This window comes from Pseudomonas fluorescens (assembly GCF_018614775.1).
Lineage (GTDB): Bacteria > Pseudomonadota > Gammaproteobacteria > Pseudomonadales > Pseudomonadaceae > Aquipseudomonas > Aquipseudomonas fluorescens_BY.
The window spans coordinates 50,296-70,001 of record NZ_JAGGOF010000007.1 but is presented as its reverse complement, the minus strand read 5'-3'; the positions used below and the strand labels follow the sequence as shown (position 1 = coordinate 70,001).

The 19,706-nt window shown below is 63.2% G+C and carries 18 protein-coding genes and 1 riboswitch; of the genes, 6 read left to right on the top strand and 12 right to left on the bottom strand.

Annotated elements, in window-relative coordinates; genetic code table 11:
• Positions 1–5: 5 nt before the first annotated feature.
• From J7E36_RS01915 to J7E36_RS01880, 8 genes are all read right to left on the bottom strand, one after another.
• Positions 6–524 carry a retropepsin-like aspartic protease family protein gene (locus J7E36_RS01915; RefSeq protein WP_214999346.1) on the bottom strand — a complete coding sequence of 173 codons (519 nt, stop codon included), beginning with the start codon at positions 522–524 and terminating at the stop codon, positions 6–8.
• Positions 521–1,507, bottom strand: coding sequence for an esterase-like activity of phytase family protein (locus J7E36_RS01910; RefSeq protein ID WP_214999345.1), 987 nt, complete (start codon positions 1,505–1,507; stop codon positions 521–523). Before J7E36_RS01910 ends, J7E36_RS01915 begins: the two co-directional genes overlap by 4 nt.
• Positions 1,507–3,411, bottom strand: coding sequence for a DNA topoisomerase IV subunit B (parE, locus tag J7E36_RS01905; RefSeq protein ID WP_214999344.1), 1,905 nt, complete (start codon positions 3,409–3,411; stop codon positions 1,507–1,509). Before parE ends, J7E36_RS01910 begins: the two co-directional genes overlap by 1 nt.
• A 41-nt stretch (positions 3,412–3,452) precedes the next feature.
• Positions 3,453–4,061, bottom strand: a complete 609-nt coding sequence (locus J7E36_RS01900; protein ID WP_214999343.1) for a YqiA/YcfP family alpha/beta fold hydrolase — start codon at positions 4,059–4,061, stop codon at positions 3,453–3,455.
• Positions 4,062–4,392: 331 nt separating this feature from the next.
• On the bottom strand, positions 4,393–4,749 hold the full coding sequence (locus tag J7E36_RS01895) for a DUF6124 family protein (RefSeq protein ID WP_214999341.1): 357 nt from the start codon (positions 4,747–4,749) through the stop codon (positions 4,393–4,395).
• Between the two features lie 951 nt (positions 4,750–5,700).
• Positions 5,701–6,516 carry a 3',5'-cyclic-AMP phosphodiesterase gene (gene cpdA, locus J7E36_RS01890; protein WP_214999338.1) on the bottom strand — a complete coding sequence of 272 codons (816 nt, stop codon included), beginning with the start codon at positions 6,514–6,516 and terminating at the stop codon, positions 5,701–5,703.
• Positions 6,517–6,622: 106 nt separating this feature from the next.
• Positions 6,623–7,075: a DUF1249 domain-containing protein gene (locus J7E36_RS01885; RefSeq protein ID WP_024781420.1), complete on the bottom strand. Its 453-nt coding sequence runs from the start codon at positions 7,073–7,075 to the stop codon at positions 6,623–6,625.
• Positions 7,066–7,683, bottom strand: a complete 618-nt coding sequence (locus J7E36_RS01880) for an NUDIX domain-containing protein (RefSeq protein ID WP_214999336.1) — start codon at positions 7,681–7,683, stop codon at positions 7,066–7,068. The genes J7E36_RS01885 and J7E36_RS01880 overlap by 10 nt, the downstream gene beginning before the upstream one ends.
• A 215-nt stretch (positions 7,684–7,898) precedes the next feature.
• Here J7E36_RS01880 and J7E36_RS01875 point away from each other — a divergent pair, with 215 nt between their 5' ends.
• A complete protein-coding gene (locus tag J7E36_RS01875; protein ID WP_214999334.1) occupies positions 7,899–8,645 on the top strand; it encodes a DUF3298 domain-containing protein in 747 nt (248 codons plus the stop codon).
• Here J7E36_RS01875 and cytX read toward each other — a convergent pair.
• Both cytX and thiC read right to left on the bottom strand, forming a co-directional pair.
• Positions 8,614–9,906: a putative hydroxymethylpyrimidine transporter CytX gene (cytX, locus tag J7E36_RS01870; protein ID WP_214999332.1), complete on the bottom strand. Its 1,293-nt coding sequence runs from the start codon at positions 9,904–9,906 to the stop codon at positions 8,614–8,616. The genes J7E36_RS01875 and cytX overlap by 32 nt on opposite strands.
• A 168-nt stretch (positions 9,907–10,074) precedes the next feature.
• Entirely contained in the window at positions 10,075–11,964 is a 1,890-nt protein-coding gene (thiC, locus tag J7E36_RS01865) for a phosphomethylpyrimidine synthase ThiC (protein ID WP_214999331.1), read from the bottom strand.
• 174 nt (positions 11,965–12,138) lie between these two features.
• Positions 12,139–12,244: riboswitch (TPP riboswitch) on the bottom strand.
• Between the two features lie 154 nt (positions 12,245–12,398).
• Between thiC and J7E36_RS01860 the strand changes: the two genes are divergently transcribed.
• Positions 12,399–13,838 (top strand): TolC family outer membrane protein, encoded by a 1,440-nt coding sequence (locus tag J7E36_RS01860; RefSeq protein ID WP_214999329.1) that lies wholly within the window; start codon positions 12,399–12,401, stop codon positions 13,836–13,838.
• Between the two features lie 126 nt (positions 13,839–13,964).
• On the opposite strand, the gene waaA is transcribed toward J7E36_RS01860, so the two are convergent.
• Together waaA and J7E36_RS01850 are read right to left on the bottom strand one after the other, a co-directional pair.
• Positions 13,965–15,245: a lipid IV(A) 3-deoxy-D-manno-octulosonic acid transferase gene (gene waaA, locus J7E36_RS01855; protein ID WP_214999327.1), complete on the bottom strand. Its 1,281-nt coding sequence runs from the start codon at positions 15,243–15,245 to the stop codon at positions 13,965–13,967.
• Between the two features lie 22 nt (positions 15,246–15,267).
• A complete protein-coding gene (locus tag J7E36_RS01850) occupies positions 15,268–16,158 on the bottom strand; it encodes a LysR family transcriptional regulator (protein ID WP_214999325.1) in 891 nt (296 codons plus the stop codon).
• Between the two features lie 103 nt (positions 16,159–16,261).
• Between J7E36_RS01850 and J7E36_RS01845 the strand changes: the two genes are divergently transcribed.
• From J7E36_RS01845 to J7E36_RS01830, 4 genes are all read left to right on the top strand, one after another.
• Entirely contained in the window at positions 16,262–16,594 is a 333-nt protein-coding gene (locus J7E36_RS01845; protein ID WP_214999323.1) for a DMT family transporter, read from the top strand.
• Between the two features lie 100 nt (positions 16,595–16,694).
• The gene (locus tag J7E36_RS01840; RefSeq protein ID WP_214999321.1) at positions 16,695–17,870 is read left to right on the top strand and encodes an NAD(P)/FAD-dependent oxidoreductase; all 1,176 of its coding nucleotides are present in this window, start codon (positions 16,695–16,697) and stop codon (positions 17,868–17,870) included.
• Positions 17,867–18,679 carry an aldo/keto reductase gene (locus tag J7E36_RS01835; protein ID WP_214999319.1) on the top strand — a complete coding sequence of 271 codons (813 nt, stop codon included), beginning with the start codon at positions 17,867–17,869 and terminating at the stop codon, positions 18,677–18,679. The genes J7E36_RS01840 and J7E36_RS01835 overlap by 4 nt, the downstream gene beginning before the upstream one ends.
• A gap of 33 nt (positions 18,680–18,712) precedes the next feature.
• Positions 18,713–19,678 (top strand): metal ABC transporter ATPase, encoded by a 966-nt coding sequence (locus J7E36_RS01830; protein WP_214999317.1) that lies wholly within the window; start codon positions 18,713–18,715, stop codon positions 19,676–19,678.
• The last annotated feature ends 28 nt before the right edge of the window (positions 19,679–19,706 follow it).

Sequence of the window (19,706 nt, the reverse complement as noted above, 5' to 3'; positions counted from 1 at the left end):
CCTCATCAGTTCGTTGTCTGGCGCAGCAGCATGGTGCCGTCGCGCTGGGTAAATTCAAGTTTGTTCAGGGCACTCATGCCCAGCAGCACTTGCGTGCCGCCCAGGCCTGGCGCCACCAGGGCACGGACATCGCGCAAGACGATGTCACCCAATTGCAGCCGGTCGATGCGGGTGCGATAGCCCTCGCTCAAACCGTTGGCGGTGCTCAATGTCACGCCGAAACCTTTTTCCAGCTTGAGGCGCTCGGCCAGTTCCTCCGGGATCGCCACGTCGGTGGCACCGGTGTCGAGCATGAAATCCACCGGCTGGCCGTTGATATGACCACTGGCGACGAAATGCCCCTGGGTATTGCCGACCAGCTTCACCTCGATAAACCCGTCGCCCCGCTGCGAATACACCTGGGTATTCGGGTTCTGCTGGCGCTGCTCCCACTGGGCGAAAAACCGCGTCGCCAGAAACAGCGCCGCACACCAGGCCAGTATCATCAACACCCGGCCAGCGCGCTTGCCCGGCGGTTGACTCATGGCTCGGCGCTCCAACCACCCTCCGGCGCGGCAAAGCGCCAGATGATCGGTCGCTCTTCACCGTCGGCCCGCGGGCCATCGTTGTTGTCCAGGCCGATCCACGCGCCCTCGGTATCCACCACCAGCGCCTCGGCCAACCCGTAGGCCTGGGCATAGCGGCGATTGTCCTGCAATGCTTCGGCGGCGAACGACCAGCAGCGCTCGACCTTGGCGGTCTGCGGGTCGCGCCGGCAGATCTGGAAGGCGTTGCGTTCCAGGGTAAACAGTTTGCCGTTGAACAATGACAGGTCGGCGAAATCCCGTGACACGGCCTTGGCCTTGGCGAACTGCGGCGGTTGCATCTCCTGCCCTGCTTCGCTGAGCAATACACAATTGCCGTCGCAGTCCCACACCGTTTGCTGACGCTTGATCAGCAGCAGGCCCCGACGTTCACGCTCGGCTGCCAGCCACAACTGATCGCCGGCCGGATTGACCGCCAGGCCTTCGAACAGGGCATTGAAATGCAACAGCATGCCGCTGGCCCGCGCCTGGCGAATCATCGGCGGGGCAATTTTCAACCAGGACGCAGCACCCGCCACTGGCACCTGCAATACGGCCGCATGGGCCTCGCTGACCACATAACGATTGCCGGCGCTGTCGCAGCTGATGCCTTCGAAATCCAGCTCGCCCCCGCGCACGAACGACGCCGCCCAGGTCCGGGAACGCAGGCCCCAGGGCAAACCGTTGTCCGGCACTGGCGGCACGTCGATATCGACCACTTCGGCCGGCCAGGCTTTCTCGGCGGAAGGCTTGAGGCGGTAGATCCGGTCGTCGTCACGATCAGACACCGTCCACATGTCCCCACCGCACATCGCCAGACCGGACAGATTGCCGCCGCGCATGCCATCCACAACGTGCTCGGACAGCAGCTTCAACTCCGGCGCCGGTCCCGCGACAACCGCCCCCGCCCACAGCAACAACGCCAGGGCGAAACCGTTGCGCATCAGGCCAGCACCTCGGCCAGGTTGCCTTTGGATTCGAGCCAGGACTTGCGATCACCCGCGCGTTTCTTCGCCAGCAGCATGTCCATCATTTCCGAAGTCGCGGCGAAATCATCCAGGGTCAACTGCACCAGGCGCCGGGTATTCGGGTCCATGGTGGTTTCGCGCAACTGCGGCGGGTTCATCTCACCCAGCCCCTTGAATCGGGTGACCTGTGGCTTGCCGCGTTTCTTCTCGGCCACCAGGCGGTCGAGGATGCCGTCGCGCTCGGCTTCGTCCAGGGCGTAATAGATCTCTTTGCCCAGGTCGATACGGTACAGCGGTGGCATGGCGACGTAGACATGACCGGCGTCCACCAATGGGCGGAAATGCTGGACGAACAGTGCGCACAGCAAGGTCGCGATGTGCAGGCCGTCGGAGTCGGCGTCGGCGAGAATGCAGATCTTGCCGTAACGCAGTTGGCTCATGTCCTCGGCGCCCGGATCGACCCCGATGGCCACGGCGATGTTATGCACTTCCTGGCTGGCCAGCACTTCGCTGCCGTCCACTTCCCAGGTATTGAGGATCTTGCCCCGTAGCGGCAGGATCGCCTGGAACTCTTTGTCCCGCGCCTGCTTGGCCGAACCGCCGGCGGAGTCACCTTCGACCAGGAACAGCTCGGAACGCATCGGGTCCTGCCCGGCGCAATCGGCGAGCTTGCCCGGCAACGCCGGCCCCTGGGTGATGCGCTTTCGCTCGACCTTCTTGCTGGCCTTGAGACGACGGCCAGCGTTGCTGATCGCCAGCTCCGCCAGTGCCAGGCCGGTTTCCGGGTTGGCGTTGAGCCACAGGCTGAACGCGTCCTTGACCACCCCGGAGACAAACGCCGCCGCTTCACGGGACGACAGGCGTTCCTTGGTCTGCCCGGAGAACTGCGGCTCCTGCATCTTCATCGACAAGACGAAGGCAATGCGCTCCCACACGTCTTCCGGCGCCAGCTTCACGCCACGGGGCAGCAGGTTACGGAACTCGCAGAACTCGCGCATGGCATCGAGCAAGCCCTGGCGCAACCCGTTGACATGGGTGCCGCCCTGGGCCGTGGGGATCAGGTTGACGTAGCTTTCCTGAACACTCTCGCCGCCCTCGGGCAGCCACAACAGCGCCCAGTCGACGGCTTCCTTGTTACCCGCCAGGCTGCCGCAGAACGGCTCGTTGGGCAGGCGCTCGAAACCGTTGACCGCGTCCACCAGGTAGGAACGCAGGCCATCTTCGTAATGCCATTCGACTTTCTCGCCGCTGGCCTTGTCTTCGAAACTGACCAGCAGCCCCGGGCACAACACGGCCTTGGCCTTGAGCACGTGCTTGAGGCGGCTGACGGAGAATTTAGGCGAATCGAAATACTTCGGGTCCGGCGCGAAATACACGCTGGTGCCGGTGTTGCGCTTGCCGACGCTGCCGACCACTTCCAGCTCGGTGGCCTTGTAGCCATCGGCGAAGGTCATCTGGTATTCGTTGCCGTCACGCTTGACCCGCACCCGGACCTGGGTCGACAGGGCGTTGACCACGGAAATACCCACCCCGTGCAGACCGCCGGAGAACTGGTAGTTCTTGTTGGAAAACTTGCCGCCGGCATGGAGCTTGGTGAGGATCAGCTCGACGCCCGACACGCCCTCTTCGGGGTGGATGTCCACCGGCATGCCACGGCCGTCATCGCTGACTTCCAGCGAATGGTCGGCGTGCAGGATGACCTGCACCGATTTGGCGTGCCCGGCCAAGGCTTCGTCGACACTGTTGTCGATGACTTCCTGGGCGAGGTGGTTCGGCCGACTGGTGTCGGTGTACATGCCGGGGCGCTTGCGCACCGGGTCGAGGCCCGAGAGGACTTCGATGGCGTCTGCGTTATAAGAGCTAGCGCTGGGAGTGGCCATGGGGTCTCGTCGTCAGTGTTCGAATAAAAAGGGGCGATGGCTCACAGCGACGTGAAGTCGATCGCCTGGTACAAATCGGCGCCAATGCCGGCAAAACTCAACAACGCCGGCAACTGCTGGGCAAACCCCTGGAAACTGTGGTCGCCGCCGGCCTGGATGCGCAAGGCACAGGCGCGGTAATACTGTTGGGCGTGGCGATAATCCAGCGTTTCATCACCGGTTTGCAACCACACCTGATACCGCAGCGGATCCCGGGGCGCCGGCACTTCCAACGCGGCCAAGGCCGTGACGTGGTCGTGGGTCAGTTCCCAGGTTTCGTCGGTGTACAAATTCCTTTGCGTGCCCAGGTAACCGTCGAACATCCGATGGGGGCTGACGGCCGGGTTGACCAGCAACGCCTTGAGGCCGTGGCGCTCGGCCAAGTGAGTCGCATAGTAGCCGCCGAGCGAGCTGCCGACCAGCAGCGGCCGCCCCAGTTGTGCAATCGCCTGTTCCAATTGGGCCATGGCTTGGCGGGGGTGATGGTGCAGCGCGGGCACTTGCAACTGATCGCCCAGGCCCAGGCGGGTCATGACGTCGATGAGCTGGCGGGCCTTGGTCGAGGCTGGGGCGCTGTTGAAGCCGTGGATGTAAAGAATTGAACCCGACATTGCCAACTCCCTGGGTGTTGGGCAAAAGCGGGAGTTTACAGGGAGATGGGGGTGGTTTGGGGGATTTGGCGTTGTAACCAGTCTCCGTGCTGGGCTGCGATCTACTTGCTCGCGATGACGGCCTGATAGCCGACCTATCTCTCCCGGCTGTACCCGGTCCACTGTGGGAGCGAGCCTGCTCGCGATGACGGCCTAACGGCCGACCTGTCTCTTCTGGCTGTACTTGGATTCTGAGCTTGTGGCGAGGTCAGCTAACTTCCGCCTTGCTGTCCAAGGGGCGCTTCGCGCCCCAACGGAGACAAATCCCCTCGCCACAAAAGGTTCGCGCGGCCTAGCGGGGATCAATGATGTCCAATGCCCGATTTGCCAGCAACTCGCTCAGCTCGACCATTTGCTGGATGCCGAAAGCTACATGCCGGTTGGAGCCTTCAAGGTCGAAGGCCAGGTCGTTGAGCATGGCATTGGCCGAGGCCAGGGTTTCGCTGAGGTTGGCCAGGAGGGTTTCGCTGTCGAGGCCATCCACCACTGTGAATAACTGGCCTGGGGACTGTTTTGTATTGGCTTGAGGTTTTGGGGCGAGGTAGTAGTTGAGGGCCCGATCGGCGGCTTCGTCGAGCTTCTTTGCGTCGAGGCCGGCGTGAGCCGAGGTGGGATCGGTTTCGGGGGGATTGGGGGTGACTTTGAACATGGTGAGGCTCCTTATGTAGTGGAACCGCCATTTCCCGTTTCCAGGCGAGAGGGTGGCAGCTATGCGCGGGCTGGAAAACCGGAATAAGGAGCAAACCCGGCAGACTCGAAAGTCTCCCGCGCACAGCCGCCATAACGCAGGACTGCACACGCAAAAACGCGATGCAGTATCTCATGTGGCACGCCGTTGCATCCTCACTTATCGGGTTTCCAGGCCCGGTCGCTGAATGGCAGCGACCGAAGAAGGTTAGCGAGAACCCGTCCCGCCCGGCAACCGCCAGAGATCGTCGGAAAAATCGGCCGGGTTGTCCGACCATTCCCACAGAGTAGGTCGTCTGTCAGACCGCTATCGCGAGCAGGCTCGCTCCCACAGTGGGATTGGGTACAGCCGGAAGAGATAGGTCGGCTATTAGGCCGTCTTCGCGGGCAAGCCCGCTCCCACAATGGGGCTGGCGTGCACCCGGAAGAGCCAGGTCGGCTATAAGGCCGCCTCGGCGAGGTTTTGATCTTGGGCGCCCCGTTAACCACGCTGGCCGAACGCAGGTATTGCGCAGTGGGCAACCCGGCATGGATGCCGGGTTAGCCGCGCTGGGCCATGGATGGCCCTTCGCGGCGGGCCCACGGAGCAATGCCTGCGTTCGGGCATGCCGAGCCTAGGCGAGGCACCGAGTGGTGGGGCAAGAGCGTTTTGCTTACTTTTCGCCGGGCCACGCAGGCTTTTCAAAAGTGAGCCGCCGTCAGAGCGGAACCCTAAGCGGCCGTTACCGCAGCAATGGATATGTACTCGGTCAAAAAAACCAAACAGCCTGTCAGACCGCCATCGCGAGCAGGCTCGCTCCCACAGTAGGACCGGGTACAGCCGGAAGAAATAGGTCGGCTATTAGGCCGCCTTCGCGGGCAAGCCCACTCCCACAATGGGATCAGCGTACAGCCGGGAGAAACAGGTCAGCCTTCAGTACCCCTCAGCCCCATAATCAACCGCAAACTCAAACCCGACCACCCGCTCAACCCCCGTCTCCAACCGCCCATCCGGCAAAAGCCGCAACCACCGATACCCCGGCGCCTGCTCACCCACCGCAAAATCCACAGAAGCTGGCTCAAACTGAATACAAGTCGAAGGCGAAGCCAGCAAACGCACCCCCTCGCGTACCTGATCAATCTCCTGATGCACATGCCCCCAAAGCACCGCCCGCACCTGCGGAAAACGGTCCAGTACCGCAAACAGCGCCTCCGGATTACGCAACCCGATAGGCTCCATCCACTCACATCCAATCGACACCGGATGATGATGCAGGCACACCAGATGATGCCGCTGCGGCGCCTCACTCAGCGCGTTGGCCAACAGAATCAGCTGCTCCTCCGCCAGAAACCCCGGCACCGAGCCCGACACCGCAGAATCCAGCAGGGTGATGCGCCAGTTGCCAATGTCCACCACCGGATCGAGCAGCGCGCTCTTCACCGCTGCCTCAACCATCACTTGCGGCTCATCATGGTTACCGGGAATCCAGCGCGCCGGGGCATCGATGCGCGCGCTCATCTGCCGGAACGCCGCGTAGGATTCAAGCGTGCCGTCCTGGGACAAATCCCCGGTAGCCAGCAGCAGGTCGATCTTCGGCTGCTGGTCCAGCACCAGGTCCACCACCGCCCGCAGGCTGTCGCGGGTGTTCATGCCCAGCAACGAAGCGTCGGCGTCGGCGAACAGGTGACTGTCGGACAGCTGGACCAGCAGCACCGGGTCGGCGGTGGTCAGGGTCGATACACTCGGCAAATCGCTCTCTCCCAGGCGCACTCACGCCGTTGGATGAAGCCGCAATTATGCTGGGGATGATCGAAAGGGGGAACCCGCGAACCGGAACCGGTTCACAGACAGCGCATTAGCGAACCACTTCGAACTCATGCCCCAGCGCCAGGCAATGACTCAGCCACTCACCCAGGAACAGATTCAACTGGGCCTTTTCGTCCGGCTGGTGCATCGAGGCATTGGGGTAAGGATAGATGCCGCGAAAGCGTCGTGCATGCTCGGCGCTGACGACTTCGGCCATGCGCGCATCGTGATACACCTGAACCTCCAGTTGCGGCACCGGCAGCCAGGGCAGGCTGTGTTCCTGGCGCACTTGCAAGGTGGTGGTGTACGGGCAGGTCTGCAGTACTTCGAGGGCCAACACGCCGAGCATCTGGTCGCCGTGGGTGACGGCGATGCGGCGTGGCGCCGGGTCGTTGCGCATGTCGGGCAGCAAGCGCATCAGGCGGGCGTAGTTGGCCTCACAGGCTGCCTGCAGCCCGACCAGATCGACGCGATAACGATCGCGCAGCTTGCTTAAGACCATAACCCCCTCACTTCATCGCGATTCAAGGCCAGCCATTGCAAGGCAATGATGCTGGCCGCGTTGCAGATACGCCCGTCGCGCACCGCTTGCAAGGCATCTTCGAAAGCCCAGGTCTTCACGCGAATGTCTTCGGCTTCCTCTTCCAGGCCATGCAGGCCGCCGGCCCCCGTGCTGTCGCAACGCCCCAGGTAAAGATGCACGAATTCATTGCTGCCGCCGGGCGATGGAAAATATCGGGTCATCGGCCAAAGCGCAGCGAAGACCAGCCCAGCTTCCTCCTGCGCTTCGCGATGAGCAACTTCTTCCGGTTGTTCGTCCTTGTCGATCAGGCCGGCCACCAGCTCCACCAGCCACGGGTTGCTGGTCTTGCCCATGGCGCCCACGCGAAACTGCTCGATCAATACCACTTCATCGCGCTGCGGGTCGTAAGGCAATACGCACACGGCGTCATGGCGCACGAACAACTCACGGCTGATTTCACGGCTCATGCCACCGGCGAACAACTCATGGCGCAGGCGAACGCGATCGAGTTTGTAGAAACCCTGATAGCAGTTGTCGCGCTGGACAATGTCCACGGTGGTCGGTGTGGCGTTGGTGAAATCAGTCATGGCAGTCCTCGTCTGGAGCAAAATCGATGCGAGGTTCCGACCTCGGCTTGGCGCCATCCTAACGCGCCCGTACCGTTTGATGCAGCCCCTTTGCCGTCATCGGGATGGACGGCTGCGCGTAAAATCACTCTAATGAGCTTAGTGGCGAACTGATTGCCCTGCAGACAGTCGAAGCGGGTAACTTTTCGCCTTTCCCTGTTCCACGAAGGACGCCCATGTCGCTTTTCAGAATTGTCTCGCTGGCCGCCATTGCCCTGATGCTGGGTGCCTGCCAAAGCCTGTTCCAACCCAACTACCGCGCCCCGCTGGAAACCACCCGCGACGCCTCGGAGCAATTGCAGCCCGGCTGCGCCAGCGCCGATTGCCCGTTGGTGAACATTGACACCCTGCGCTTTCCCACTGAACCGGCGCTGGATGGCATCGTCGAAAAACGCCTGCTGCAAATGACCCGCACCGCCCCGGACGCCCCGGTGGCACCAACGCTGGCCGCCTATCGCGAGCAGTTCCTGCGCAACGCCGCTCCGCGCAGCAGCAGCTATTTGCAAGCCAAGGTACGCGAGCAGCATGACGGCTTGGTGATCATCGAATTGTCCAGCTACCTGGACACCGGCGGCGCCCACGGTACGCCGGGCCGCGGCTTCATCAACTATTCGCGCCAGCAGCACAAGGTGCTGACCCTGTCGGACATGTTGCTGCCGGGCCAGGAAGAGGCGTTCTGGAAAGCCGCTCAGGTGGCCCATAACAGTTGGCTGATCAGCACCAGGCTGGATCAGGAACCGGAGTTCCTGAAACAGTGGTCCTTCCAGAAAACCCCGCACATTGCCCTGACCTACGGCGGGGTGATCCTCAAGTACGAAACCAGCACCATTGCGCCGTACGCCCTGGGCCATATCGAACTGAAGATCGCTTACCCGCGCCTCAACGGCATCCTCAAGCCCGAGCTGTTCCCCGGCCGTAGCTGAACGCCCGGCCCAGCACCAGTTGCAGCAACCCTGCCAGGACCAGCGACGGCAGGGTTGCGCCAACGTCCGGATAGAGGTTGGCCAGCAGGTGATAAGTGCTCACCCCGCCCAGCCAGGCCAACAGTGCCGGCCAGCGCAGCGCGGCTGATGCCGACTGGCTGCTGCGTTTGCGCAGGATGAAGTGGTCCACCAGCACCACGCCGAACAGCGGCGCGAACACCGAGCCGATCAACAACAGGAAGTTCTGGTACTGCGCCAGCGGCGCGAAGCAGGCGATCAAGGTGCACAGGACGCCAATCGCCAGGGCCAGATGCTCGACTTTCAGCCCCGACAGCATGCCGCTGGACACCGCCGCCGAGTGGATGTCGGCGAAGGCGTTTTCCGACTCGTCCAGCAGAATCAGCAGCAACGGAATCCCCAGCCCCGCGCCCGCCAGGGCCAGCAGCAGCGCATTGACCTCACCGCTCGGCGCGAACGCCAGGGTGTAGGCAACGCCCAGGCTCATCAACCAGAAATTACCGATGAAGAACCCCAGCGCGGTGCCGCCGAAGACATTTTTGGCGCGCTTGCCGAAGCGTGAGTAGTCGGCAATCAGCGGCAGCCAGGACAGCGGCATGGCGATCGCGATATCAAACCCCACGGCCAGCGGCATCGAGCCGTCGCCAGCCTGGGCCCACAGCGCCGCCAGGTCGGCCTTGGCGAACAGGTTCCAGGTCAGCCAGGTGCACGCGGCCAGCAAGAGCCAGATGCCCCACTTGCGCAGGACCTGGCGCACGAACGTCAGCGGCCCGCTCACCGCCAGCAGCGTCGCCAGGGCACCGAAGAACAGCGTCCATAACAGCGGACTCGAACCCAGGCTGCCTTCGCCCAACGCCCGAGCGCCGAGCAAGCTGGCGGCGTCACGCATGACGATGATTTCGAACGAGCCCCAGCCGATCAATTGCAGCAGGTTCAACAGCGCCGGCACGCTCGCGCCCTGGCTGCCCAGGCTGAGCTTCAGCGCGGCCATGGCCGACAGGCCGGTGTCGCTGCCGATCACGCCGACGGCCGCCAGGAGCAGGACGCCCACCAGCGTACCGAGGAAAATCGCCAGCAACGAACCACTCAGGCCCAGGCCCGGCGCCAGCAAGGCACCGACCTGCAAGACCATCAGGCCGATGCCTAAGGAGAACCACAGGGAGAAGAGATCGCGGGCGCCGAAGACGCGTTGGTCCAGTGCCACCGGAGTGTCTGGGGAGTAAGTGCTGGGTTGGATGTTCAAGGGTGTTATCTCAGATGATATTTGTTGTTCTGGAAATGCTTTCGCGAGCAAGCCCGCTCCCACAAGGGATCTCTGTCGTTCACAAAGAGTGTGTTCACAGCAGATCCTTTGTGGGAGCGGGCTTGCTCGCGAATGCGGCGGCAAGGTCACCGCCGCATCCAGCTCAGATCAAACCTTTTTATAAAGCTGGCTACCTTCCTGCCTGAACCGCTCAGCCTGTTCCGCCAACCCTTGGGCGACGTCCACATCCACCGCTTCAATACGCTGGTTGGCCGCGTACTCACGGACTTCCTGGGTGATCTTCATCGAGCAGAACTTCGGCCCGCACATCGAGCAGAAATGCGCGACCTTGGCCGAGTCCTTCGGCAGGGTTTCGTCGTGGTACGAGCGGGCGGTGTCCGGGTCCAGGCCGAGGTTGAACTGGTCCTCCCAGCGGAACTCGAAGCGCGCCTTGCTCAAGGCGTTGTCGCGGATCTGAGCGCCCGGGTGGCCTTTGGCAAGGTCGGCCGCGTGGGCGGCGATCTTGTAGGTGATGATCCCGGTCTTGACGTCATCCTTGTTCGGCAAACCCAGGTGTTCTTTGGGCGTCACGTAACAGAGCATGGCGCAGCCGAACCAGCCGATCATCGCCGCACCGATGCCGGAGGTGATGTGGTCGTAGCCCGGCGCGATGTCGGTGGTCAGCGGGCCGAGGGTGTAGAACGGCGCCTCGTCGCAGCACTCGAGCTGCTTGTCCATGTTCTCCTTGATCAACTGCATCGGCACGTGGCCCGGGCCTTCGATCATGCATTGCACGTCGTGCTTCCAGGCGATCTTGGTCAGCTCGCCGAGGGTTTCCAGTTCACCAAACTGCGCTTCGTCGTTGGCGTCGGCAATCGAGCCCGGACGCAAGCCATCGCCCAGCGAGAAGCTGACGTCGTAGGCCTTCATGATTTCGCAGATGTCTTCGAAGTGGGTGTAGAGGAAGTTCTCCTTGTGGTGCGCCAGGCACCACTTGGCCATGATCGAACCGCCACGGCTGACGATGCCGGTGACGCGCTTGGCGGTCATCGGCACATAGCGCAGCAACACGCCGGCGTGGATGGTGAAGTAGTCGACGCCCTGCTCGGCCTGCTCGATCAGCGTGTCGCGAAACAGCTCCCAGGTCAGGTCTTCGGCCACGCCGCCGACTTTTTCCAGGGCCTGGTAGATCGGCACGGTGCCGATCGGCACGGGCGAGTTGCGGATGATCCACTCGCGGGTTTCGTGGATGTGCTTGCCGGTGGACAGGTCCATCACCGTGTCCGAGCCCCAGCGGATGCCCCAGGTCAGCTTCGCCACTTCTTCTTCGATGGACGAACCCAGCGCGCTGTTGCCGATGTTGCCGTTGATCTTCACCAGGAAGTTACGGCCGATGATCATCGGTTCCAGTTCGGTGTGGTTGATGTTGGCCGGGATGATCGCGCGGCCACGGGCGATTTCGTCACGCACGAATTCCGGGGTGATGACCTTCGGCACGCTGGCGCCAAAGCTGTGGCCGGCATGTTGCTGGTCCAGCAGGCCGGCGGCGCGGGCCACTTCCAGCTTCATGTTTTCGCGGATGGCGACGTATTCCATCTCGGCGGTGATGATGCCTTTGCGCGCGTAGTGCATCTGGCTGACGTTGGCACCGGGCTTGGCCCGACGTGGGTTGTTCACGTGGGCGAAGCGCAGCTGGGTCAGCTCGGGGTCGGCCAGGCGCTCCTGGCCGAAGTTGGAACTCAGGCCCGCCAGGCGCTCGGTGTCGCCACGGGCTTCGATCCACGGCGAGCGCACGTCGGCCAGGCCTTTGCGCACGTCGATGATCACGTTCGGATCGGTGTAGGGGCCCGAGGTGTCGTAGACCGTCACCGGCGCATTGATCTCACCGCCAAAATCGGTCGGGGTCACGTCGAGGCTGATCTCGCGCATCGGCACGCGGATGTCCGGGCGGCTGCCCTGGACGTAGATTTTTTGCGAGCGGGTAAAGGGCTGAACCGATTGCTGATCGACCTGGGCCGAATCACTGAGGTTGATTGCGTTTTTTGATTTTGTCGTCATCACGGGCTCTCCAGACACACATCCAGGCAGTGGATTTTTGTCGGAGCGAACCTGTAACGAATGGACGCAATCGCGCACGACGGTGCGGATGCTGTGCTGGGTACACGAGGCTGCTCGAAGATCGAAAGTCGAAGGTCGAACACATCCCGGACGAAGCACAAGAGGACTCGCCGGGTGACGAGAAATCTTGTTCCCTACGCAGGCGCTAACCTGATCAGGTTCAACGGGATCCGAAATTATTCGATCTCAGCCTCATAGCAAGGCACCCCGACAAGAACCCGGCCAGTCTAGACACAACCCCTGCAGAACGCCATCACCTGGGCAAAAGGCGTGATGAATGGCGCATATACAGGATTGTTGCCGTGCGTGCGCGCAACTACACTCGCTACGCCGCGCCTTTAGTGCGCACTCATCCGTGAAATAGGGATCGCCTCATGTTGCGCAAACTCTCACTGGCCCTTGCCGTGTCTTGTGCGTCCAATGGAATGGCCTGGGCCGGCGAAGCGCCCCTGACCACCAGGACCGATCTGGTGAGCGTGTATCAGGAAGCGGTGGACAACAACGCCGACCTGGCCGCCGCCCGCGCCCAGTACGGCGCCCAGAAGGAAGTGGTGCCCCAGGCGCGTGCCGGGTTGTTGCCCAACCTGTCCGGTGGGGCCGAAGTGGCCAACGTGCGCACTGACATCGACCAGCCGGCCGCCGTCGCCAGCCGCAGCGCCCGCTCCTACCAGGCGACGCTGTCCCAGCCGCTGTTCCGTGCCGATCGCTGGTTCCAGTTCCAGGCCGCCAAATCGGTGAATGAACAGGCCGCGCTGCAACTGTCGGCCACCGAGCAGAACATGATCCTGCAAAGTGCCGAAAGCTATTTCAACGTGCTGCGCAGCCAGGACAACCTGGCCTCGACCAAGGCCGAGGAAGCGGCGTTCAAACGCCAGCTCGACCAGTCCAACGAACGCTTCGACGTGGGCCTGTCGGACAAGACCGACGTCCTGCAATCCCAGGCCAGCTATGACACCGCGCGGGCCAACCGGATCCTCGCCCAGCGCCAGGTCGACGACGCGTTTGAAGCGCTGATCACCCTGACCAACCGCCAGTACAACTCGCTCCAGGGCATCGTCCACACGCTGCCGATCCTGCCGCCGGCCCCGAACGACGCCAAGGCCTGGGTCGACACGGCGGCCAGGCAGAACCTCAACCTGCTTGCCAGCAACTATGCTGTCGACGCCGCCGAAGACACCCTGCGCCAGCGCAAGGCCGGTCACGCGCCGACCCTGGACGCCGTGGCGAAATACGAGAAAGGTGACAACGACGCCTTGGGTTTCAGCAACCCGAATACCATCGGCCGGCCCTATGGCGGCGACGTCGAGCAGCGCACCCTGGCGCTGCAGTTGAGTATCCCGATCTACAGCGGCGGGCTGACCAGTTCCCAGGTGCGCGAGTCCTACTCGCAACTCACCCAGACCGAACAGCAACGCGAAGGCCTGCGCCGGCAGGTGGTGGAGAACACCCGTAACCTGCACCGCGCGGTGAACACCGATGTGGAACAAGTCCAGGCGCGGCGCCAGTCGATCATTTCCAACCAGAGCGCCGTGGAAGCCACCGAGATCGGCTACCAGGTGGGCACCCGCAACATCGTCGATGTACTCGATGCCCAGCGCCAGCTGTACACCTCGGTGCGCAACTACAACAACGCCCGCTACGACTACATCCTCGACAACCTGCGCCTCAAGCAGGCCGCCGGCACGCTGAGCCCGGCCGACTTGCAGGACCTGTCGCGCTACCTCAAGTCCGACTACAACCCGGACAAGGACTTCCTGCCGCCGGACCTGGCGCAGGCGGCGGCGCAGCAGTTGCGGTCAAGGCCGGCGCAGTAAACCACCCACTGCGTGCCTGATCGTTCCCACGCTCTGCGTGGGAATGCCTCCACGGACGCTCCGCGTTCGGCACCTGAGGGACGCAAAGCGTCCCGGGCCGCATTCCCACGCAGAGCGTGGGAACGATCACTGGCTGGACATCAACCGCCCCAACCCCTCCAGCAACCGCTGCAAGGCGCCCTGATTGCTGCGCATCACCTTCAATCCCGCCTCGGCCATGCGCTGGGCATCGCGTGGCAGTTCGAACAGGCGCTGGACCGCCAGGGCCAGGCTTTCGGCATCGTCGACTTCCTGCAACGCTCCGGCACTGCGTAGTTGCGCGGCGATTTCGAGGAAGTTGAACAGGTGGGGGCCGCTGAGCACTGGTTTCGCCAGCGCCGCCGGTTCGAGCAGGTTATGGCCGCCGTTGGGCACCAGGCTGCCGCCAACGAACGCGCTATCGGCCAACGCGTAGAGAAACAGCAGTTCGCCCATGGTGTCGCCCAGCAGCACCGAGACTTGGGCGGTAACGGGCTTTGCGCTGGAGCGCCGCTCCGTGGCGAAGCCCTGGCTTTCGCAGAGCTGGTGGACGGAGTCAAAACGCTCGGGATGACGCGGCACCAGGATCAACAACGCATCGGGGTAGCTGTCGAGCAGTCGCCGGTGGGCGGCCAGTACCACCTCGTCTTCGCCCTCATGGGTGCTCGCGGCGATCCAGACCGGACGATCCGTCGCCTGCCATTGGCTGCGCAGGGCACTGGCGCTTTCGAGCAATTGCGGGTCGATGGTCAAGTCAAACTTGATCGAGCCCGTGACCTCAACGGTGTCCACCCGGGCACCCAACTGGCGGAAGCGTTGGGCCTCGGCTTCGGTCTGCACGGCAAACAGGCTCATCTCGGCGAGCATCGGCCGGGTCAGCTTGGGAAAGCGTGCATAGCCGCGGGCCGAGCGCTCCGACAACCGCGCATTCGCCAGGGCTACCGGAATACCGCGTTTGGCGCATTGGTGAATGTGGTTGGGCCACAGCTCGGTTTCCATGATCACCGCCAGGCACGGACGCACCCGATCGAGAAAACGCTTGGCGGCGCAGGGCAAATCGTACGGCAGATAGCAGTGTTGAATCCGCGGCTCGTTGGCGAACAACGCCTGGACCCGCTCCGATCCCGTCGGCGTCATGCAGGTCACGGTAATCGGCAGCTGTGGATAACGCTGCAGCAAGGCGCGGATCATCGGCGCGGCGGCAATGCTCTCGCCCACCGAGACCGCGTGGACCCAGATACCGCCTGACGCGATGGCCGGCAAGCCCCAGGAAAAGCGCTCGCCGATGCGCCGGGCATACGCCGGCGCCTTGCGCGCCCGTAGCCACAGCCGAATCGCTACCAGTGGCAGCCCCAGGTAAAACAATGCGCTATAGAGAGTTCTGTTCATGGCGGCGGAGTTTATCGGTTTTTCAGCCGATCGCCTGCAACTGCACGGCAAAACGTTCCGCCAGCCAGCGCGCCGCCGGGCCCAGGGGTTCGTCGCGGCGCCAGACCAGCTCCACCACCAGGGCCGGCGGGGTCCATTCGCTGTTGAGCTCGACCATGTCACCCAGGTACGCCGGGTATTGCACCACGTGCCGTGGCAGCCAGGCCCAACCCAGTCCGCTGCGCAGCCATTCGGCCAGCACGTAGAAACTGTCGGCGCGCCAGACTTGCGGGCTGGCTTGCTCACTGCCCGGATAGACGCTGGACTGGGTTGCCATCAATAGCTGCCGGTGCCGGGCCATTTCCCGGCAGGACACATAATCGTGGCTGGCCAGCGGATGCCCCTTGCCACACACCGTGACCATCTCGACGCTGCCCAGCACTCGGCGCTCCAGGGCTTCGGGGATCTGATCGTGGTAGAACAACAACCCCAGGTCGGCGCGGCGCTCCACCAACTTACGCGCCACATCGCCCTGGGCGGCGCTGGCCAGTTGAACCTCAAGGGTGGGGAATTGCTCGGCCAACGCCGCCAGGCTATCGATGACCGGTTGATAGGGCATGGCCTCGTCCTGGGCCAGACGCAGCGACGCTTCCTGTCCGCGCATCAGCGCCAGCACCCGACCGTTGAGGCGCTCGCACTGGCGCAAGACCTCCCTTGCCTCTTCCAGCAACGCCTCGCCGGCTTCGGTGAGCGTCGGCTGGCGGCCACTGCTGCGCTCGAACAGGCTCACGCCCAGGTCGGTTTCCAGCAGGGCAATCGCGCTGCTGATGGCCGATTGAGCCTTGCGCCGGTCCCGCGCCACGGCGGAAAACGAACGCTTATCGGCGACCTCCACGAACAGCCGCAGTTGCTCCAGATTCCACTGAACATTCATGTCGCAACCTATCTCATAGGCAGATAGGTAATGACTTTACCGCATCTGCGCGGATTCCAATAATGTCGCCATCGAAAGACGCACTATTCACCGAGGACTGCCCATGAACGCTTACTACTACCTCGCTATCGCCATCTGCGCCGAAGTGATCGCCACCGTGTCGATGAAAGCGGTGAAAGGCCTGAGCACGCCGTTGCCGCTGGTGTTGGTGATCGTGGGCTACGGCATCGCCTTCTGGATGCTGACTCTGGTGGTGCGCACCGTCCCGGTGGGCGTCGCGTATGCGGTCTGGGCCGGCATGGGCATCGTCATGGTCAGCGTGGCCGCGCTGTTCATCTACGGGCAGAAGCTGGACGTGCCGGCGATGCTGGGGATGGCGTTGATTGTGCTGGGGGTTGTGGTGATCCAGCTTTTTTCCAAGACTGCTGGGCACTGAAGCTGCAAGCTGCAAGCTGCAAGCCAGGGGACAGCCTCTCGCTTGTAACTTGAAGCTTGAAGCTTGAAACTTGCCGCTTCACTTTCTCCGAGGTCGCTGCATGCCATCCGTTATTTCCACCGACGTTCTGATTGTCGGCGCCGGAGTCGCCGGCCTCTGGCTGAATGCACGCCTGCGCCGGCAGGGCTTTTCGACGGTGTTGGTGGAGAGCGCCAGCCTTGGCGGCGGACAGAGCGTCAAATCCCAGGGCATCATCCACGGCGGCGCCAAGTACGCCTTGCACGGCGCCTTGACCGGCGCCTCGGAAGCCATCGCCGACATGCCGCGTCGCTGGCGCGAAGCCCTCAAGGGCGAAGGCGAACTGGACCTGTCCGGCGTGCGCATGCTCTCGGATGCCCACTACCTCTGGTCCCCCGGCACCCTGGCCGGCAACCTCACCAGTTTCTTTGCCAGCAAGGCCGTGCGCGGGCGGGTCGATCAGGTCAAGGGCGACCAATTGCCCCCGGCCCTGCAAGACAAGCGCTTCAAGGGCAAGGTCTATCGCCTGGCCGAACTGGTGGTGGACGTGCCCAGCCTGATCGCACGCCTGGCGGAACTGGCCGGTGACGGCTTGCTGGCCGGGCAGCACATCGAACCGCTGCGTGAAGGCGGCGAACTGGTCGGCCTGAAGGTAGACGACCGCGCGATCCACGCCCAGCGCATTGTCCTCAGCGCCGGCGCCGGCACCGCCGACCTGCTCAGCGCCCTGGGCCTGGACCAACCGGCCATGCAGCGCCGGCCGTTGCACATGGTCCTGGTCAAGGGCCCGAGCCTCAAGCCGCTCTATGCCCATTGCCTGGGGGGCGGACCGAAGCCGCGCGTCACCGTGACCACCCACCCGGCCGCCGACGGCCAATGGGTCTGGTACCTGGGTGGCGATCTTGCCGAAGGTGATGGCGTAGCCCGCGAGCCCGGCGCGCAGATCACCGCGGCCCAGAAAGAACTCGGCCAGTTGCTGCCCTGGGTCGACCTCAGCACTGCGCAATGGGCCACGTTGCGGGTGGATCGCGCCGAGCCGCAGCAATCGGGCCTGACCCGCCCGGACAATGCCTTCCTCGCCGAAAAGGATCGCCTGCTGGTGGGCTGGCCGACCAAACTGGCCCTGGCCCCGGATTTCGCCGATCGGGTGATCAACGCACTGCAACGCGATGGTATCCAGCCAAGCCACCTTACCCCGCTGCCTGACCTGCCGAAACCGCCCATGGGCATTCCTGCCTGGGAGCAACTGCTGCCATGAGCCAAGCGACCCTGCATGATCTGTATCGGCCGCTGGGCCATAACGGCCCGCGGGTCTCGCCCTTGGGCCTGGGTACGGTCAAGCTTGGCCGCGACCAGGGCGTCAAGTACCCCAATGGCTTCCAGATTCCCGGTGACGACGAAGCCCGCCTGTTGCTCAAGTTGGCACGGGACCTGGGCATCAACCTGATCGACACCGCCCCCGCCTATGGCCGCAGCGAAGAACGCCTCGGCCCGCTGTTGCGCGGTCAACGCCAGGACTGGGTGATTGTCAGCAAGGTCGGCGAAGAATTCAGCAACGGCCAGTCGCGCCACGACTTCAGCGCTGCCCATACCCGATTCTCCGTTGAGCGCAGCCTCAAGCGCCTGGAAACGGACTACATCGACCTGGTGCTGGTGCACTCCGACGGCAACGACCTGGCGATCCTCGACGACAGCGAGGTCTACCCGACCCTGGCGACGCTCAAGCGTGAGGGCAAGATCGGCGGCTACGGCTTTTCCGGCAAGACCGTCGACGGTGGTTTGAAAGCGCTGGAGCAAGGCGATTGCGCAATGGTCACCTACAATCTGAACGAACGAAACGAGAAGGCTGTCATTGATTACGCAACAGCGCACGGCAAAGCGATCCTGGTCAAGAAAGCCCTGGCCAGCGGTCACGTCTGCCTGGGTGCCGGCGTGGACCCGGTGCGGGCCAGCTTCGAACTGTTGTTTGAACACCCCGGCGTCGCCAGTGCTATTGTCGGCACCATCAATCCGCTGCACCTCGCCCATAACGTCGCGACCGTAGCCAAGGTCCTGCGTGACAACTGACGCCGCCTGACGCGGCATGAAGAAGGAGCCGACATGCCGCGTACGCTTATCCGCAAGAACCCCAGCAACTTCAAGACCCTGCCCCTGCTTGTCGAAGCGACCCCTGAAGGCCTGGTTTACCAGAGCGTCGGGATGCCGTTGAATTTCGCCCAGACCTTGCAGCGTCGTCGCCCCGTCACCGTGGCTGACGCCGAGCGCTTTTCCCTGGAGCTGGCCAACCTGGGCGTCTCGGTGCGCCTGACCGTGCATTGGCAGAATCGCGATTATTGGGTGCTGGTGCGCCAGCGTCGGCAGGACCGCGGCGATGTGGTGCTCAAGTTGATTTCCGGTTACGTCCCGGCCCATGAACTGAATCTGCCACTGCTCACCGCCATCAGTGAAATCGCCGAGGAATGCCTGCTGGAAACGCCCGAAGGCTGGCTCGGCGGGCGCTTCAACGACACCTGGCTGCCAGCCCCCTATGCCAGCGCCTTGCATTATCGTGAAGCCCTGCCGTTCCGCCTGACGCCTCTGTCGGGCTCCGCGAGGCCGGTGCGCACTGGCAACCTGCAACTGATCGAACGGCCACGGGCGTACGTGCACCTGCCGACGGCATCGTTGCAGTTGATTTACGATTTGCGCCTGGAAGTGCCCAAGGAAGCCAAGTCACTGAGCTTGTTTCATGTGGATGAACGTCTGGAGGGAGACCAGTTGGTGGCACGCCTGGACCGCAAGCGGCCGGATCTGTACCTGATGCCATTGCAGGACGGGCAGCCCTTGCCCGAGCTGTATACATTGAAGAAAGATCAACTGTACCCGGCCAGCACGCGTGGGTTGTACCTCGCAGAGAGCTTCGCCAAACAGGACGGCTGGCTGGTGCGTGACGAGCGGATTCGCTGGAAGGATTGGCTCCGCCAGCAAGGGTTGGCACCACCGGGCAAGGAATCGGGGCTGACCCGATTGAAGGGAAAAGCCCGACAACTGCTCAAGAAGATCGTGCCGCGCAAGGCTGCCCGTTAGAACAATCGGTCTGTTGCGAGAAACCCCG

Bases quoted from the DNA above. Each gene is read 5' to 3' on its own strand.
- J7E36_RS01915 (WP_214999346.1), bottom strand. From the start codon at position 524: ATGAGTCAACCGCCGGGCAAGCGCGCTGGCCGGGTGTTGATGATACTG.
- J7E36_RS01910 (WP_214999345.1), bottom strand. From the start codon at position 1,507: ATGCGCAACGGTTTCGCCCTGGCGTTGTTGCTGTGGGCGGGGGCGGTT.
- parE (WP_214999344.1), bottom strand. From the start codon at position 3,411: ATGGCCACTCCCAGCGCTAGCTCTTATAACGCAGACGCCATCGAAGTC.
- J7E36_RS01900 (WP_214999343.1), bottom strand. From the start codon at position 4,061: ATGTCGGGTTCAATTCTTTACATCCACGGCTTCAACAGCGCCCCAGCC.
- J7E36_RS01895 (WP_214999341.1), bottom strand. From the start codon at position 4,749: ATGTTCAAAGTCACCCCCAATCCCCCCGAAACCGATCCCACCTCGGCT.
- J7E36_RS01885 (WP_024781420.1), bottom strand. From the start codon at position 7,075: ATGGTCTTAAGCAAGCTGCGCGATCGTTATCGCGTCGATCTGGTCGGG.
- J7E36_RS01880 (WP_214999336.1), bottom strand. From the start codon at position 7,683: ATGACTGATTTCACCAACGCCACACCGACCACCGTGGACATTGTCCAG.
- J7E36_RS01875 (WP_214999334.1), top strand. From the start codon at position 7,899: ATGTCGCTTTTCAGAATTGTCTCGCTGGCCGCCATTGCCCTGATGCTG.
- thiC (WP_214999331.1), bottom strand. From the start codon at position 11,964: ATGACGACAAAATCAAAAAACGCAATCAACCTCAGTGATTCGGCCCAG.
- J7E36_RS01860 (WP_214999329.1), top strand. From the start codon at position 12,399: ATGTTGCGCAAACTCTCACTGGCCCTTGCCGTGTCTTGTGCGTCCAAT.
- waaA (WP_214999327.1), bottom strand. From the start codon at position 15,245: ATGAACAGAACTCTCTATAGCGCATTGTTTTACCTGGGGCTGCCACTG.
- J7E36_RS01850 (WP_214999325.1), bottom strand. From the start codon at position 16,158: ATGAATGTTCAGTGGAATCTGGAGCAACTGCGGCTGTTCGTGGAGGTC.
- J7E36_RS01845 (WP_214999323.1), top strand. From the start codon at position 16,262: ATGAACGCTTACTACTACCTCGCTATCGCCATCTGCGCCGAAGTGATC.
- J7E36_RS01840 (WP_214999321.1), top strand. From the start codon at position 16,695: ATGCCATCCGTTATTTCCACCGACGTTCTGATTGTCGGCGCCGGAGTC.
- J7E36_RS01835 (WP_214999319.1), top strand. From the start codon at position 17,867: ATGAGCCAAGCGACCCTGCATGATCTGTATCGGCCGCTGGGCCATAAC.
- J7E36_RS01830 (WP_214999317.1), top strand. From the start codon at position 18,713: ATGCCGCGTACGCTTATCCGCAAGAACCCCAGCAACTTCAAGACCCTG.